This window comes from Halomonas alimentaria, assembly GCF_009902005.1.
Lineage (GTDB): Bacteria > Pseudomonadota > Gammaproteobacteria > Pseudomonadales > Halomonadaceae > Halomonas > Halomonas alimentaria.
Genome location: NZ_WUTT01000001.1, coordinates 2,420,728 through 2,436,544, shown reverse-complemented (window position 1 = coordinate 2,436,544; position 15,817 = coordinate 2,420,728). Strand labels below are relative to the sequence as shown.

Here is a 15,817-nt window from a genome sequence, read left to right as displayed (position 1 = left end):
CCTCTGTCAGCCTAGGCTTTGTCTGAAAAGTCGGCGAGCGAAGGTCAGACAAGGCAAAAATCGGCGAAAAGACGGAGTTTACGGGGTGTAAATGAGTACTTTGAGTCGATTTTTAACGCCGTATGGCCGAGCGCAGCCAGTTTTCGGACAGAGCCTAGGCCTCATTGCCGCGGCGCAGCAGGCGAATCGCCAGACCGCCCACCAGCAGCGTACCGGCGACCAGCACGCTCCACAGCAGCCAGAGTGTCCAGTCCCGGGGTGGTGTCAGGGCGGCCTCGCCGGCCAGCGTCTGCCGCTCGCCCAGGTGAGCACTGGCCGGCTCCCAGCCTTCACCCTGGCGCCGACGCAGCGAGTCCAGCATCGGCGCCACCGCGGCCTGCTGGCGCCGTGCCCGAGCGCTGCCGGCCACCAGCCGCCAGGGGGCCTCGCCCTCGGCCAGGAACACCACCCGCTCCGGCGTGTAGCCCAGGCGCAGTGTTGGCGCTGGACCGCTGCGTGGCGAGTCGGCGAGCAGTCGCCAGTGGCGGTCGCGATGAGTGCCGAGCAGCGGCTGGGGCGGCGAGCGCAGTTCGCCATTCCTCTCCACCAGGTGATAGCCCGTCCACGCCGATGTGCGTGCCTGCCAGGCGGCGTCCGGCGCCTCGCGGCTCTCCAGTCGCCAGCGTGCGGCGTAGGGGGTGTCGCTCGTCACATCGGCGAGGCTCACCGGCAGTCGTGACGCCATTCGGTAGTGGAACTCGCCGCCTTCCGCGCGAACGCCTTCGAGGGACTCCCAGCTCGGCTTCGCTACCGGCCCCGACTGACGCGTCACCGCCTGGATGCCGGCGAGAACCACTGCGGAATGGCCCGGCAGCGGACGCAGGCGCAGGTAGCGGGCCGAGACCTCGCCCAGCTCGAGGCGACGACGCACCAGGCGCTCGCCGTCGTGGGTGATATCCAGCAGCCGTCCCTGTCTCAGCACGCCACGCCATGTCTCGAGATCATCGCTCGCCTCGACCCGGTAGAGGCTGTCCAGCGGGGCAGCGGCGTCGTCCCAACTGAGGTCCAGGGCGGTAACGGGGCGCTGGATCGCACTCAGGTCGACCAGGGCGGCGCCGGCCTCCCGGGCGTCGCTGGATCCCCCGCCTCGGGTCTCGATGCGGCGCAGTCGGCCCTCGGCGTCGGTCTCGCCGATCAGTTCCCAGCGCGCATCGTCGAGGGGCAGTGGTGGCAGCGGAAACCAGGGTGCCCGTTGCAGGCGCTCGGTCGACGCCGGGGCGGGCGCAGGCTGTATCAGGGTGGGTACCGCCTGGCCACGGGCGTCGACCACCTGCAGATCGGCAAGCGACGGGGAGTGCAGGGTTCGGTAGATCTCCGGGGTCAGCTCCAGGCGATAGGCCGCCGCCGGTTCCTCGACACTCAGCGGCCAGGCGTGACTCCACTCCGCCTCGAGCTCCCCGGCCGCGACGAGAGCCGGCCAGGCCAGCAGTGCCAGATACCCGATGCGTCTCATGTCGCCTCCTCCTGTTGCCGCGGCGGTGCCGGGGCGATGAAGCCCACACCGATGCACAGCAGCCCGTAGCCGATGAACGAGGCGATGCCCAGCAGATTGCCCAGGTGCTGGCGATCCACCGCCACCAGCTTGACCAGCACCACCGCCATCAGCAGTGCGGAGAGTTGCCACAGGGTGCGCTGGTGGCGCCGCGAGCCCAGCACCCAGCCGATCACGCCGAGCAGGCTCCACAGCAGGGTGATGCCGGTCTGCACCAGGCCGAGTTCCAGCATCGCCGGCGACCAGGGGGCACCGCCCGCCAGATGCGCTCCGCGCAGCAACTCCACGGTGAGCAGCAGGAAGGCCGTGGCCCCCAGCAGGGCCGGGGCGTGGCCGTCCGCCGTCGCAGGCCAGAGGCCGCCTCGCCAGAGCTGCCAGGCGATCAGCAGCGTCGCCCACTGCACCAGCGCCAGGGGATTGGCCAGCGGCAGCCAGGGCAGCGGGAAGGGGGCGCCGGTGCGCGGCAGCAGCGCCACCCAGGCGAGGGTCAGCACCAGCAGCAGGCCGGTCGCGAGCGATACGCGCCAGGCCTGTGCCGGCTCGGCCAGGGGGCGCAGCACCCAGCCGGGTCGGTGGCAGAGCAGGGCGGCGAGCGTGAGCCAGGGCAGCAGCGCGGCGGCGAGCTGCCAGGCGGGTGCCAGGTTCAGGGGGAGCGGTTGCAGCAGCAGGGTGCTGAGGAAGAGTGGCGTGGAGGCGAGCCAGGCCCCCTGGGCCCAGGCGGCGGGCGGCAGGGGCTCGTCCTGGAGCGCTTCGGAGTGTCGCGCCAGCCCCTGCAGCTGGCGATAGCCGAGCGCCATCACCAGTACCCAGCCCCAGGGGGCGAGGGGGCCGGTGGCGAGAGGAGCCACGAGGAGGCGCTCGAGCGCCCCGGCCAGCAGGAGGGCCGCGAGCAGCAGCCCACCGGCGACGCCCCAGGCCAGCGCCGCAGCCGGCCGGCGGCGGTAGCGCTCGGCCAGGGCCAGCCCGGTGAGTGCCAGCAGCGCCAGGCGCCAGTCATCGACCATGGCCGGGGCGGCGAACAGGTCGATCTCCCGGGCGGCGATGGCAAGCCACCAGGCCAGGCCCCAGGCGAGGGCGGCCAGCGCCCAGCGGGGGTAAGCGCCTCGCCACAGGGTCTCGGCGGAGACGAGGCCCGCCGCGGCAAGGATCACCCCGGCCATGAAGGCGGCGTTGGCGACGGGAGTGTCCACGGCCCAGGCGAAGACAAGGCTGCCAAGCAGCGTCAGGCCGGCAACCAGCTGCAGGGCCAGGCCGGCGAGGCGGGGCAGCAGGCGGTGCTGGCGAATGCCCAGCCATATCAGGGCGGCCCCCTCCACGGCGAAGAGCGCGGCGCTGACTCGCGCCGAGAGTGCCAGCGGAATCGCCAGGGTGGCGAAGCCCAGTGCCAGGGCGGCGTGGGCCTCACCGAGCGGACGCGTGCGCGCCTGGCGCAGTAGCCAGTTGGCGAGCAGGGCATAGAGCAGTGCGATGCCCAGGGCACACAGGGCCAGCGACAGCCGCTCGCCCTCGAGCAGCGCCGCCTGGAGACCGAACGCCACCAGCGGCGTGCCGAAGACCAGGCTGCCGTCGATGCGGCTGTCCGTCCTGTGCGGCGACGCCTGCGCTTGTCGGCGCCTGGCGTGGAGGATCGGGATCAGCAGGTAGAGCAGGAAGAACAGTGCCAGGAAGGGCTGGGCCACCGCGTAGTGCCGGGGGCTGTAGTCGAGAACGCCCCAGGCGGTGGCGATGGCGAAGGTGGCCACGAAACCCAGCAGGTCGAGTAGCCGCCAGTGGCGCACCCAGGCGATGGCGAAGATGCCCAGGTTGAGCAGCGCGTAGTAGCCGAACAGCACCAGCGGATCGCCAGGAGCACGGGCCAGCCACAGCGGCGCGAGAAAGCCCGCCAGACTGCCCAGCACGGCCAGTGCCAGCGCATTCTGGAGTGCGCCCAGCACCCCGAGCCCGGCCACCAGTGCCACGCTGAGAAGGAAGGCCAACGGCAGGGGCAGCAGCGCGAAGCGCTGGGCGGCGGCGAAGATCACCATCAACAGCACGCCGATGGCCCCGCCCTGCAGGCTCAGCGCGAACACCCGCCGGGTGCGACGCTGCTGCCAGCCGAAGCCCAGGGCGGCCACCGCCAGGACGGCGATGCCGGCCAGGCGCAGTTCGATGGAGAGGGTCAGCCAGCCCTGGGTGGAGGCGTGGCGGATCAGTGCCGCGAGCCCCGCGAAGAGCACCAGGATACCGATCTTGACCGGCAGGTTGCCCTCGCTGAGCCAGCCTGCCGCGGCGCCTCGCACCCGGCGAGCTCCGCTGGACAACCGGCGGGCGAGGCCGTCGCGCCAGAGGGGGCGTCGGCTCGCGCCTGTCTCGACCTTCCTGCCCCGGGAGGGGGCGGCCGGCGCGTCCTCCGTGGCGGGTCGGGCCAGGGCCGCCTCCAGTGACTCCACCCGACGCGTCAGACGGGCGAGGCGCATCAGGGCGACGATGGCCACCAGGCTCGGCAGCCCCAGCAGGAGCAGCAGCAGTGTCAGCAGCAGCGGCATGGCCTTCCTCTCTGGCTGGGGTTACTCAGGACACCCGCGACCTCCACAGCATGGGCCACAAGCGTGCCGCTGTCGTTGGTGCCGTGGGGTCAGCGCCGCCGTCGCAGCACCCACTTCTCCGCCTCAATCACCAGGTAGATGGCCACGCTCACCAGCAAGATCGCCAGCCAGTGGGGGGCTTCGAGCCCTTCACCGCCGAACACCAACTGCATGAACGGCAGGTAGGTCCAGCCCAGCTGCAGCAGGGCCACGGCGGCGATGGAGCCCCATATCGGCTTGCTGCCGAAGATCCCCTGGAGGGAGAGGGTGCTGGCGGTGAGGAAGCGACTGTTGATCAGGTAGGCGGCACTGCCCGCCACCAGCATGTTCACCGCCCCCGCGCGGGCCTGCTCGATGCTGCCTCCCTGGGCATTGAGTATCCAGGAGAAGACCCCGAACACGCCGAGCAGCAGCAGCATCGAGACGAAGCCCACCCGCCACAGCAGGAAGAGGTCGAGCAGGGCGGCGTCGGGGTCCCGGGGCCGACGACGCATCAGGTCCCCCTCGCCCTTCTCGAAGGCCAGTGCCAGGCCCAGGGTCACCGCCACCACCATGTTGACCCACAGCGCCTGCACCGGGGTCACCGGCAGCTGGGTGCCGGCCAGCACGGCGAGCAGGATCGCCAGCCCCTGGGCACCGTTGGTGGGCAGCAGGTAGGTGATGGTCTTGCGGATGTTGTCGTAGACCTTGCGCCCCTCGCGGATGGCTCCGACGATGGTGGCGAAGTTGTCGTCGGCCAGCACCATCTCCGCGGCCTCCTTGGCGGCCTCGGTGCCCTGGATACCCATGGCCACGCCGACGTCGGCGCGCTTGAGCGCCGGGCCATCGTTGACCCCGTCGCCGGTCATGGCACAGATGCCGCCGTGGGACTGCATCGCCTGGACCAGGCGCAGCTTGTGCTCCGGTGCGGCCCGGGCGAAGACATCCACCTCGAGGATTACCTCGGCCAGCTCGGCGTCGGACATCGCCTCGATCTCGCGGCCGCTGATCGCGCGTTCGGTATGCGCAAACCCCAGCTGGCGGGCGATGGCCAGGGCGGTAACGGCATGGTCGCCGGTGATCATCACCGGACGGATGCCGGCGGCCAGGCACTCCTTCACCGCCTCGATGGCCTCGTCCCGGGGCGGGTCCAGCAGTCCCACCAGTCCCAGCAGCACCAGGCCGTCCTCGGCGTGGTGATCCTCGAGCGACTCGACGTCATGGAGGGGCTTCTCGGCCAGCGCCAGCACCCGCAGCCCCTGCCCGGAGAGGGCATGGATGCGCTCTTCCCACTCGGCGTGATCGAGTTCTCTGTCCTCGCCATCCTCCTGGCGCACGCGGTGGCACATCTCAAGCAGGCGGTCCGGGGCGCCCTTGACCAGCAGGCAGTGGCGTCCGTCGATCTCATGCAGGGTGGCCATGTACTTGTTCGCGGACTCGAAGGGGATGGCGTCCTGGCGGTCGTGATCGCCGCGCAGGGCGCGCGCCTCCAGGCCCGCCTTGGCGGCCGCCACCACCAGGGCGCCTTCGGTGGGATCGCCGTGGATCTTCCAGTGGCCCTCTTCGCGGGCCAGTTCGGCGTCGTTGCAGAGCACGCCGACCTTGAGGAAGTGGCGCAGGGCGTGATGGTCGTCAAGATCCAGCGGCGCCTCCTGTGCCTCGCCACCCTCATCCAGCGCGTGGAAGTCACCCTCGGGGGCGAAGCCGGTGCCGTCGATGCGGATCTCGCCCTGGGGCAGCCAGATCGACCGGGCGGTCATCTCGTTGCGGGTCAGGGTACCGGTCTTGTCGGAGAAGATGGTGGAGATGGAGCCCAGGGTCTCCACCGCCGGCAGGCGCCGGATGATGGCGTTGCGGCGGGCCATGGCCTGCACCCCCAGGGCCAGGCCGATGGTGACGATGGCGGGCATGCCCTCGGGGATCGCCGCCACGGCGAGGCCCACCGCGGCCATGAACATGTCGCCGACGGGCTGGCCGTGGACCAGCACGCCGAAGGCCGCGGTGAGGATGGCGATCACCAGGATGATCAGCGCCAGCACGCGACCGGCGCGATCGATCTGGCGCAGCAGCGGTGTCTTGAGCTGCTCGACGCCGCGCAACATCTCGGAGATGCGGCCGAGCTCGGTGCGTGTGCCGGTCTCCACCACCAGGCCCCGTGCAGCGCCCTGGACCACGATGGTGCCGGCGTAGGCCATGCCGGTGCGGTCGCCCAGGTCGGCGTCCTCTGCCACCGGCGGAGTATCCTTGTCCACGGCGGTGGACTCGCCGGTCAGGGAGGCCTCCTCGGTGCGCAGCCGCCTGGCCTCCAGCAGGCGCAGGTCCGCCGGCACCCGGTCACCACTCTCCACCATCACCACGTCACCCGGCACCAGCTGCTCGGCGGGGATCGTCTGGCGTTTGCCGTCGCGCAGCACCTTGGCCTGGGGGGAGAGCATGTCACGAATGCTCTCCAGCGCCTGCTCGGCCTTGCCCTCCTGAATGAAGCCGATCAGGGCGATAATCAGCACCACGCCCAGGATGGCGATCGCATCCACGCCATGGCCAAGCCCGAGGCTCGCCACCGCGGCGCCGATCAGTACCAGCATCAGGACATTGTTGAGCTGTTCGAGCAGGCGTTTCCACCAGGGGCGGGCCTCGGCCTGCTGCAGCTGGTTGGGGCCGAAGCGCTCCAGCCGCGCCTGGGCCTCGCTGGCGGAGAGCCCGTCACTGTCGGCCTCGAGACGCTCCAGCGCTTCCTGTTCGGGCTGGGCGTGCCAGGCGATTGCCTTCCGGGCGTGGGGTTCGGACATCCTGTGACCTCCGGCTGCGGGCGTGATGAAGACTAAGGTGTAACACACTCGATGCTGCAGTGCAGTGATGCAGGGCAAGCTTCAGTGATAAGTTGCTGAAATGAGGCGGCGACTTTCGCTATCGCTGCATGGCTAGCTGTGATAGCCCTGGCGCGGTGATGAGTTCGGTCGAGGCCCGGGCCTGCAGTTGCTAGAATGAGTGCCCGTTGTTACCAGCTCACTTTACCTTCCGGATGTGTCCCATGGCCCAGACCCTCTCGAAAAGGATCAACAAGTACATCAGCGAAAGCGGCATGTGCTCGCGGCGGGAAGCCGATCGCTACATCGAGCAGGGCAGCGTGCAGATCGATGGCCGGCGCGCCACCCCCGGTGACCGGGTCGTCCCCGGCAGCGTCGTCAAGGTCAATGGCCAGGTCGTCGAGCCCCTGGAACTGGAGGAGGAGGACCTGGTGTTCATCGCGCTGAACAAGCCGGTGGGCATCGTCAGCACCACGGACCCGGTCGAGAAGGCCAACATCGTCGATTTCGTCGGGCATGGCGCGCGGATCTTTCCCATCGGCCGGCTGGACAAGGATTCCCAGGGGCTGATCTTCCTGACCAACAACGGCGACCTGGTCAACCGCATCCTGCGGGCGAGCAACCAGCACGAGAAGGAGTATCGGGTCACCGTCAACAAGCCGATCAGCGACGATTTCATCGCCGGCATGGGCGGTGGGGTACCGATCCTCGGCGAGGTCACCAAGAAGTGCCGGGTGGTCAGGGAGTCGCGTTTCGTCTTCAACATCACCCTGGTCCAGGGGCTGAATCGCCAGATTCGGCGCATGTGCGAGGTGTTCGGCTATGAGGTGGTGAAGCTCGAACGCATCCGCATCATGAACGTCTCGCTCAAGGGGCTGGCCACCGGCGACTGGCGCGACCTGACCCCGGCCGAGGTGTCGACGATCCTCTCCCTGACCGAGCACTCCAGCTCCGAGGCCCAGCAGCCCGAGCGTCGCACGGCGCGACGCAAGGCCGGCAAGGGCAGCCGAGGCGGTACCGGGAAGCCCGGAAGCAGGTCGTCAGGCAAGGCGGCGACCGGGCAACGCAGCGCGTCTCGCCGCGGTGACGTCGCCAAACCGGGGGCGGGAAAGACTGGTGCTGGAAAGACCGGTGCTGGAAAGACCGGTGCTGGAAAGCTCGGCGGTGGCAAGCCCACCAGGCGCAAGGTGACGGAGAAGGGGGCTGGACCCGGCAAGAAGCCGGCGGGAAAGAAGGCAGCGGCAAGCAAGGCGGGGGGCAAGCCCAAGGGCGGGCGTCCCTCGGGTTCGCGCGCCAAGGCCCTCGCCCCGGGCGGCAAGCCGCGGGGCAGGAAGCGCTAGGTCCTCATCTGCCTCTCGCGGGGGCCGCAGCAACCAGCTGAGGCCGTGGACATCCTAGTCGGACTCGGGCACCTCCCCCGGCACGCGATAGCGCGGCGGGGCGTTCTCGCGCTCCTCCCGGGTCAGCGTCTCGTCCTCGGCGGGCACGCCCCATACCGTCTCGCTCTCGCGGTCCGGGTAGCTGTAGGTGGTGCAGCCGGCGAGCAGTGCCAGGCTGATGGTGAGGGGCAGCGCGAGGGCGGCGAGCCGCGGGCGGGTGAGGGACATGGAATCTCTCCGGTGAGACGGTGAAGGGGGGCCGGCCAGCGTCACCGCTGGCCGGCGTAGGGTCAAGGCCGCTTAACCCGACCAGCCGAGCAATATTGGCACGTAGACCACCAGCAGCAGCACCGCGATCAGTCCCAACAGGTAGGGGATGATCGCCCGGGTGATGCGCTCCAGCGGCAGCTGGGTGACCGAGGAGGCCACGTAGAGGTTGATCGCCACCGGTGGGGTGATCATGCCGATGGCAAGGCCCACCACGATGATCAGGCCGAAGTGGATCGGGTCGATGCCCAGCTGGGTGACCAGCGGCAGCAGTACCGGGGTGAGGATGATCAGGGCGCTGGCGGTCTCGATGAACACGCCGGTGAGCAGGATCACCGCCACCACCAGCAGCATGATCACCAGCGGGTCGGTGGAGAGCGACAGCACCGCCTGGGCGATGGCGCCGGGCACCTGCCAGCTGGAGAGTGTCCAGCTGAGTACCGCCGAGGTGGCGATCACCAGCATGATCACCGAGGTGGTGATGGCCGAGCGGATCAGGATGCGGTAGACGTCGGCCAGGTTCAGGTCGCGGTAGATGAACAGCGACACCAGCAGGGCGTAGTTGACCGCCACCACCGCCGCCTCGCTGGGCGTGAAGATCCCCGAGAAGATGCCGCCGAGGATGATCACAGGAGTCATCAGGCCCCAGCTGGCGCTTCGGAAGGTGCGCCAGATGGTGGCCGCCGAGAGGGCGGTGCCCCGCGGGTAGTTGCGGCGGTAGGCCTGCACGATGGCGATGGCGGAGAGCCCGAGGCCCATGGCGATGCCCGGCAGGATGCCGCTCAGGAACAGCGATGATACCGACTGCTGGGCGATCACCGCATAGATGATCATCGGCACCGAGGGCGGGATCACCACCCCGATGGTGCCGCTGGCGGCGATCAGGCTGGCCGCCGAGGCGGGCTCGTAGCCCTTCCTGCGCAGCTCCGGCACCAGGCTCGAGCCCACCGCGGCGGTGGTGGCCGCCCCGGAGCCGGAGATGGCGGCGAAGAACATCCCGGCCCCCACCGAGACGATGGAGAGGCCCCCCTTGAGGAAGCCGAACAGCGAATCGGCGAAGTCGACCAGCTTCTCGCTCACCTTGCCCTGGGCCATCAGGTCGCCGGCGAGGATGAACATGGGCACCGCCACCAGGGCAAAGGAGTTGATGCCCTGGAACATCTGCTGGGTCACCACCATCGGTGGCACGCCCTGGGCGTGCAGCGCCACCAGGGTACTGGCGCCGATGGCCAGGGCGATGGGTACTCCCAGCAGCATGAAGATCAGGAACAGCACGAAGAGCAGCGCGGTCATGGCTGCTCCTCGTCGTCGGCGTGTGGCACGGGGTCATCGCCCAGTGCCAGGCCGGCGATGTCCACCAGGGCATACCAGGCCATGATCGCCGCGGATAGCGGGATCACGGCGTAGACCCAGGTCATGGAGAGGCGCAGTGAGGCGGATTTCTGGAAGCTCTGCACCTGCATGTACTCCCAGCCGATGGTGACCAGCCCGAGCAGGAAGCCCAGCGACACCAGCAGGGCGGCGATGCGCGCCAGGCGCCGGGGCAGCCCGGGCAGGGCGTCCACCACGAAGGTCACGGCGATATGCCGGCCGCGGCGGAAGGCGAGGGTGGCGGCCAGGAAGGTGATCCACACCAGCAGGAAGCGCGCCACCTCCTCGGTCCAGCCCACCGCGGTGAAGAAGACCCGCGAGACGATCTGCAGGGTGATCACACCGATCAACGCCGCCATCGCCGTGAAGACCACGGGGGCGATGGTGGCGTCGAGGGCGCGCTCACTCCACCGCAGCGGTCGCAGCAGGGAATGGGCGGAGAAGGTCACTTACTTCAGCGCCTCCTGGATGCGCGGCAGATAGTCGCCGAACTGCTCACCGTACTGCTCGTAGACCGGGGCCACGGCCTCCTGGAAGGCGGCGATATCGGGCTCTTCGACGATCTGCATGCCGGCCTCGCGCAGCTCGGCCAGCTGCTCGGCCTCCATCTCGGCATTCACCTGGCGCTCGTGCTCGGCGGCCTCCTGGGCGGCTTGTTCGATCACCGCCTGGGCGGCCTCCGGCAGCGCATTCCAGACCGGCATGCCCATCACGAAGAGCGCCGGCGCATAGGTGTGGCGCGACAGGGTCATGTGATCCTGGGTCTCGTAGAGCTTGAACGAGTGGATGACGTTGACCGGGTTTTCCTGGCCGTCGATGGTGCCCTGCTGCATGGCGGTGAGCGCCTCGGTCCAGGCCATGGGTACCGCGTTGGCACCCAGCTCGCGGAAGGTGTCGACGTAGACCGGGTTCTCCATCACGCGGACGCGCAGGCCGTCGATGTCATCCGGCGAGGTGACCGCCCGCTCGCTGTTGGTGAGGTTGCGGAAGCCGCGCTCGGCATAGGCCAGGCCCTTGAGGTTGACCTCGGAAAGGCGGTCGAGCAGCTCCTGGCCGATCTCGCCGTCGAGTACCTCGTAGGCGGCCTCGGGGCTGGGGAAGAGGAAGGGCAGCTCGAACACCGCCATCTCCTCGAGGAAGTTGGCCACCGGACCGTTGGTGATCACGCCCATGTCCACGGTGCCGATCTGCATCCCCTCGAGCAGGGTGCGCTCGTCGCCCAGGCTGGCATTGGGGTAGAGCTCGATGTCCACCTTGCCGTCGGTGCGCTCCTCCACCAGCTCCTCGAACTTCATGGCGGCGATATGGAAGCCGTCCTGCTCGTTGACCACGTGGGCCAGGCGCAGGGTGACAGGATCCATGTCGGCGAAATCTGATGCGTTGGCAGAGGCCATCACGGCCAGTGAAATGCCCAGTGCCAGCGAGCTGCGTGCAAAGCCTTTCATTGTTGGTTTCCTTTTGGTGTCAGCGTGTTGCGAAGTCCAGCGTCCAAGAGCATGCACCGAGGCGGGTAAAGCGGTCAATCGACGCTGGCCGGGCCTGGGCGGCTTACCAAACAGCGCGTAAAGCATCGCCCAATCGGGCGGTGATACAAGCGCGCACCGCGAAGCGGTGCTGAATGGATATTGCCTCGAACCCCTGATATCTTTCCAGTATGACAAAGCGTGCCTACAAAGAACGGTTCTACCCCACCCCCGAGCAGGCGGTGCTGCTGGCGCAGTCGTTCGGATGTACCCGTTTTGTCTGGAACAATACGCTGGCCTATCGCACCGAGGCCTATCAGCAGCGCGGCGAGCCGGTGTCGCACGCCGCCGCAGAAAAGCGCCTGGTCGCGCTCAAGGCCAACTATCCCTGGTTGAAGGATGTCTCCAGCGTGATCCTGCAGCAGACGCTGCGCGATCAAAAGGCGGCCTTCGACAATTTTTTCAACCCCAAACTCAAGGCGCGCTATCCGCGCTTCAAGCGCAAGGACGGCCGGCAGTCGATCCGGCTGACCAAGGCGGCATTTAGCTATCGCGATGGCGAGATCACCATCGCCAAGACCACGGCGCCGCTGCCGATCCGCTGGAGCCGCCCGCTGCCCAGCGAACCCTCCAGCATCACGATTTCGCGGGATCGTGCCGGCCGCTATTTCATCAGCTGCCTGTGCGAGTTCGAGCCGGAGACGCTGCCGGTCACGCCGAAGATGGTAGGCATCGATCTCGGCCTGACCGACCTGTTCATCACCAGCGAGGGCATGAAGTCGGGCAACCCGCGTCATCTCAAACGCTATGAGGCCAAGCTGGCCTATCTGCAACGCCGGTTGTCGAAAAAGCAGAAAGGCTCGCACAACCGCCACAAGCTGCGCCAGAAAGTGGCGCGGCTACATGTCAGGATCGCGGACTGCCGCCGCGATGCGATCCACAAAGCGACCCGCACGCTGATTAACGAAAACCAAGTGCTGTGTGTCGAATCGCTCAATATCGTGGGCATGGTAAAAAACCGTTCCTTGGCCAAGGCCATCAGCGATGCCGGCTGGGGAGAGTTTGTGCGCCAACTCGAATACAAGGCCGCCTGGGCGGGCCGGCAACTGGTGAAAGTCAGCCAGTGGCTGCCGAGCAGCAAGCGGTGCCACGGCTGTGGGCACCAAGTTGAGAAACTGCCGCTATCGCAACGCCATTGGCACTGCGAGGGCTGCGGCCAAGCCATCGACCGTGATATCAACGCGGCCAGAAATATCCGAACCGCCGGGCTGGCGGGGTTAGCCTGTGGAGCGACTGGAGCGGGGGCCGTGGCCTAGTCACGGCCTAGCAGTCTGTCGGGTTTTCGATAATGCCGTGAGATACTCTCAGCATGCCGCCACTACTGGAACGTCGCCATGAGTCGCTTCATCCCCGTTGACCGCCAGACCGACTATCTCCTGCCGCCTTCGGTGGATGAGTGGCTGCCCGATGGCCACCTGGCACGGTTCGTGGTGGATGTTGTCGAGCAGCTGGACCTCTCGGCATTAACGCGGCGCTACGCCGGCCGCGGGCACAAGGCGCATCACCCGGCGGTGCTGCTGAGCCTGCTGGTCTACGGCTACGCCACCGGGGTGGTCTCCAGCCGCAAGATCGAGCGCGCCACCTATGACTCGGTGGCGTTCCGTTACCTGGCCGCCAATACCCATCCCGACCATGACACGCTGGCCACCTTTCGCCGCCGCTTTCTGCCGGAACTGGAGCAGTTGTTCGTGCAGGTGCTGTTGCTGGCCCGCGAGATGAAGCTTCTCAAGCTCGGCACCATCGCCCTGGACGGCACCAAGCTCAAGGCCAACGCCAGCAAGCACAAGGCGCTATCGTATGGCCACGCCAAGAAGCTGGAGGCGCAGTTCAGGGCTGAGGTGAAAGCGCTGACGCAGCGGGCCGAGTCGGCGGACAAGGAGGACGCTGCCGATGGCATGGATATCCCCGCCGAGATTGCCCGCCGTGAAGCACGCCTGGCGGCCATCGCCGAGGCGAAGGCCAAGATCGAGGCGCGTGCCGAGGAGCGGGACGCCACCGAGCAAGCCGCCTACCAGGAAAAGGTGGCGCGACGAGACGCACAGCGCAAGGCCGGCAAGAAGCCCCGTGGGCGTGATCCCGAACCGCCGACTGGCGGCCCGCGTGACAAGGACCAGATCAACTTCACCGACCCGCAGTCTCGCATCATGCCGGTCACCGGCAAGGGGTTTGATCAGTGCTACAACGCCCAGGCCGCCGTCGATACCGAGAGTCTGCTGGTGACCCATGTCCACGTCACTCAGGCGACCAACGACAAGCAGCAAGTCATGCCGTTACTGACGGCCTGGCAGGGTTACCCGGAGACGCTGGGCAAGCCTGACCACCTGCTGGGTGATACCGGCTACTTCAGTACCGCCAATATCCAGGCCTGCCATGACCATGGTATCGAACCGCTATTGGCGATGAAGCGTGACATCCATCACCTGCCGGTCTTCGAACGTTTCGCCGCGGACCCGCCCGCACCGGAGAGCGAGGATCCCGTCGAGCACATGGCGTACCGCTTGAAGACGCAGGCGGGCCGAGCGCTCTATGCGCTGCGCAAGCACACGGTGGAGCCGGTCTTCGGGATCATCAATCACGTGATGGGGTTCCGGCAGTTCTCGCTACGCGGTCTGGATAAGGTCAGCGGTGAGTGGCGACTGGCCACCCTGGCATGGAATATCAAGCGGATGCATCGCTTGGCAGCAGGCTGAGGGCCGTCCCTTAGCCTGATAGGGCGGCGTCACAAGCGCTCAGGCTACTCCAGGATTGCCGAACGACGCCAGGTTGCTGACATGGCCGGCGCCAACACGAAAATGGAGAGAAGTGGGTGTCGTTACTGTGAGCGACACCCATAACCCGACAGACTGCTAGTGAAGGCGTGTCGAAGCAGGAAGGTTCTGGGGGTGACCTCAGAACCCTCGCCCAAAGCGCGAAGCGCGGCGGGCGGGGAGTGTCAGAGCCGGCGGTACATCACATGGGCGTCCACCGCTCCGAGCACCGGATGGCGGAAGGCGCCGGGCAGCGTGCCGCACACCGCGAAGCCGTGGGCCTGCCATAGCCGCACCGCCACCGTGTTGGTGGCCACCACCAGGTTGTACTGCATGGCGGTGAAACCGAGCTCCCGGGCGAGTCCCAGGGAGTGCTCGCACATCTGCCCCGCCAAGCCACGGCCTCGCGCCTCGGCAGCGACGATATAGCCGCAGTTGGCGACATGGTCGCCGGGGCCGGCCTGGTTGGGCTTCATGTAGTAGGTGCCCAGCGGCTTGTCCGCCTCGTCCACCGCCACCCGTACCGCCCGCGGCAGCTCGATCCACATGCGGTGGGCATCCTGCTCGGTGATGTCCCGGGGCACGGCATAGGTCTCGCCGGCGCGGAACACCGGCGCGAGCATGGCCCACAGCGCGGGCCAGTCGTCGGGGTGGTAGGCTCGCAAGGTGATCATGCCGCCTCCTGCTGGGTGCGCAGCCAGACGATCTCCTCGGCCCAGATGGCGGGCTCGATGGTCTCCAGTACCAGCGGCATGTCGTCGGTGCGCGGGTCCTGCATCAGGGCGCTGAAACAGTCGCTGCCGATATTGCCCTGGCCGAGGCTGTGGTGACGGTCCACCCGGCTGCCAAGCTCGCTCTTGGCGTCATTGAGGTGCATCCCCTTGAGGTACTCGATGCCCACCACGGCGTCGAATTCGTCGAGCATGGCGACGGTGGCTTCCCGGGTACGCAGGTCATAGCCAGCGGCGAAGGCGTGGCAGGTGTCGATGCACACGCCGACCCGCGACTTGTCCTCCACCTGCTCGATGATCTCGGCCAGCTGCTCGAAGCGCCACCCCAGGTTGCTGCCCTGACCCGCGGTGTTCTCGAGTACCGCGGTGACGCCATCAGTCTCGGCGAGCACCTGGTTGAGCGACTCGGCGATGCGTGCCAGGCAGTCGCTCTCGCTGATCTTGCGCAGGTGGCTGCCGGGATGGAAGTTGAGGCGGTCGATGCCCAGCTGCTCGCAGCGCTGCATCTCGTCGAGGAACGCAGCCCGGGACTTGGCCAGCCCCTCGGCCTCGGGGTGGCCGAGGTTGATCAGATAGCTGTCGTGGGGAAGGATCTGTCCCGGACCGAAGCCGTGGCGTCGGCAGACGTCGCGGAAGGCAGTAACCACCGCCTCGTCGAGCGGCTTGGCTCGCCACTGGCGCTGGTTCTTGGTGAACAGCGCGAAAGCGTTGGCGCCGATCGCCACGGCGCGCTCGACCGCCTGGTCGACGCCGCCGGCGGCGCTGACATGGGCTCCGATGTATTTCATGCAGTAGGGTCCTGTGTGCTGTCTGGTCCAGGGTTCCAGGGGGGTGGATCACGGGATTGTCGCCGATCCGAAGGCCGAACCCCAGCGTCGAACCAGAGGGCATGGATTCGTGGCGACGGTGGACGCCACC

The 15,817-nt window shown here is 67.9% G+C and carries 12 protein-coding genes; 3 read left to right on the top strand and 9 right to left on the bottom strand.

Features of this window, described 5'->3' with window-relative positions; translation table 11 throughout:
- Window positions 1–154: 154 nt before the first annotated feature.
- From GRB96_RS11545 to GRB96_RS11535, 3 genes are all read right to left on the bottom strand, one after another.
- Window positions 155–1,492 carry a DUF3999 domain-containing protein gene (locus GRB96_RS11545; protein WP_161432284.1) on the bottom strand — a complete coding sequence of 446 codons (1,338 nt, stop codon included), beginning with the start codon at window positions 1,490–1,492 and terminating at the stop codon, window positions 155–157.
- On the bottom strand, window positions 1,489–4,056 hold the full coding sequence (locus GRB96_RS11540) for a DUF2339 domain-containing protein (protein WP_161432283.1): 2,568 nt from the start codon (window positions 4,054–4,056) through the stop codon (window positions 1,489–1,491). Before GRB96_RS11540 ends, GRB96_RS11545 begins: the two co-directional genes overlap by 4 nt.
- A gap of 89 nt (window positions 4,057–4,145) precedes the next feature.
- Complete coding sequence (locus tag GRB96_RS11535; RefSeq protein ID WP_161432282.1) at window positions 4,146–6,863, bottom strand: cation-translocating P-type ATPase; 2,718 nt, start codon at window positions 6,861–6,863, stop codon at window positions 4,146–4,148.
- A 242-nt stretch (window positions 6,864–7,105) separates the two neighbouring features.
- Here GRB96_RS11535 and rluF point away from each other — a divergent pair, with 242 nt between their 5' ends.
- Window positions 7,106–8,221 carry a 23S rRNA pseudouridine(2604) synthase RluF gene (rluF, locus tag GRB96_RS11530; RefSeq protein WP_161432281.1) on the top strand — a complete coding sequence of 372 codons (1,116 nt, stop codon included), beginning with the start codon at window positions 7,106–7,108 and terminating at the stop codon, window positions 8,219–8,221.
- Between the two features lie 54 nt (window positions 8,222–8,275).
- On the opposite strand, the gene GRB96_RS11525 is transcribed toward rluF, so the two are convergent.
- From GRB96_RS11525 to GRB96_RS11510, 4 genes are all read right to left on the bottom strand, one after another.
- Entirely contained in the window at window positions 8,276–8,488 is a 213-nt protein-coding gene (locus GRB96_RS11525; protein ID WP_161432280.1) for a hypothetical protein, read from the bottom strand.
- 72 nt (window positions 8,489–8,560) lie between these two features.
- Complete coding sequence (locus GRB96_RS11520) at window positions 8,561–9,820, bottom strand: TRAP transporter large permease (protein WP_161432279.1); 1,260 nt, start codon at window positions 9,818–9,820, stop codon at window positions 8,561–8,563.
- Window positions 9,817–10,347: a TRAP transporter small permease subunit gene (locus GRB96_RS11515; protein ID WP_161432278.1), complete on the bottom strand. Its 531-nt coding sequence runs from the start codon at window positions 10,345–10,347 to the stop codon at window positions 9,817–9,819. Before GRB96_RS11515 ends, GRB96_RS11520 begins: the two co-directional genes overlap by 4 nt.
- Window positions 10,348–11,343: a TRAP transporter substrate-binding protein gene (locus GRB96_RS11510; protein ID WP_161432277.1), complete on the bottom strand. Its 996-nt coding sequence runs from the start codon at window positions 11,341–11,343 to the stop codon at window positions 10,348–10,350.
- A gap of 209 nt (window positions 11,344–11,552) precedes the next feature.
- On the opposite strand from GRB96_RS11510, the gene GRB96_RS11505 reads away from it, so the two are divergent.
- Window positions 11,553–12,677 (top strand): RNA-guided endonuclease InsQ/TnpB family protein, encoded by a 1,125-nt coding sequence (locus tag GRB96_RS11505; RefSeq protein WP_161432276.1) that lies wholly within the window; start codon window positions 11,553–11,555, stop codon window positions 12,675–12,677.
- Between the two features lie 78 nt (window positions 12,678–12,755).
- The gene (locus GRB96_RS11500; protein ID WP_161432275.1) at window positions 12,756–14,111 is read left to right on the top strand and encodes an IS1182 family transposase; all 1,356 of its coding nucleotides are present in this window, start codon (window positions 12,756–12,758) and stop codon (window positions 14,109–14,111) included.
- Window positions 14,112–14,353: 242 nt separating this feature from the next.
- Here the strand turns inward: GRB96_RS11500 and GRB96_RS11495 are convergent, their stop codons facing one another.
- On the bottom strand, window positions 14,354–14,842 hold the full coding sequence (locus GRB96_RS11495; protein ID WP_161432274.1) for a GNAT family N-acetyltransferase: 489 nt from the start codon (window positions 14,840–14,842) through the stop codon (window positions 14,354–14,356).
- Window positions 14,839–15,687: a deoxyribonuclease IV gene (nfo, locus tag GRB96_RS11490; RefSeq protein WP_161432273.1), complete on the bottom strand. Its 849-nt coding sequence runs from the start codon at window positions 15,685–15,687 to the stop codon at window positions 14,839–14,841. Before nfo ends, GRB96_RS11495 begins: the two co-directional genes overlap by 4 nt.
- Between the last annotated feature and the right edge of the window lie 130 nt (window positions 15,688–15,817).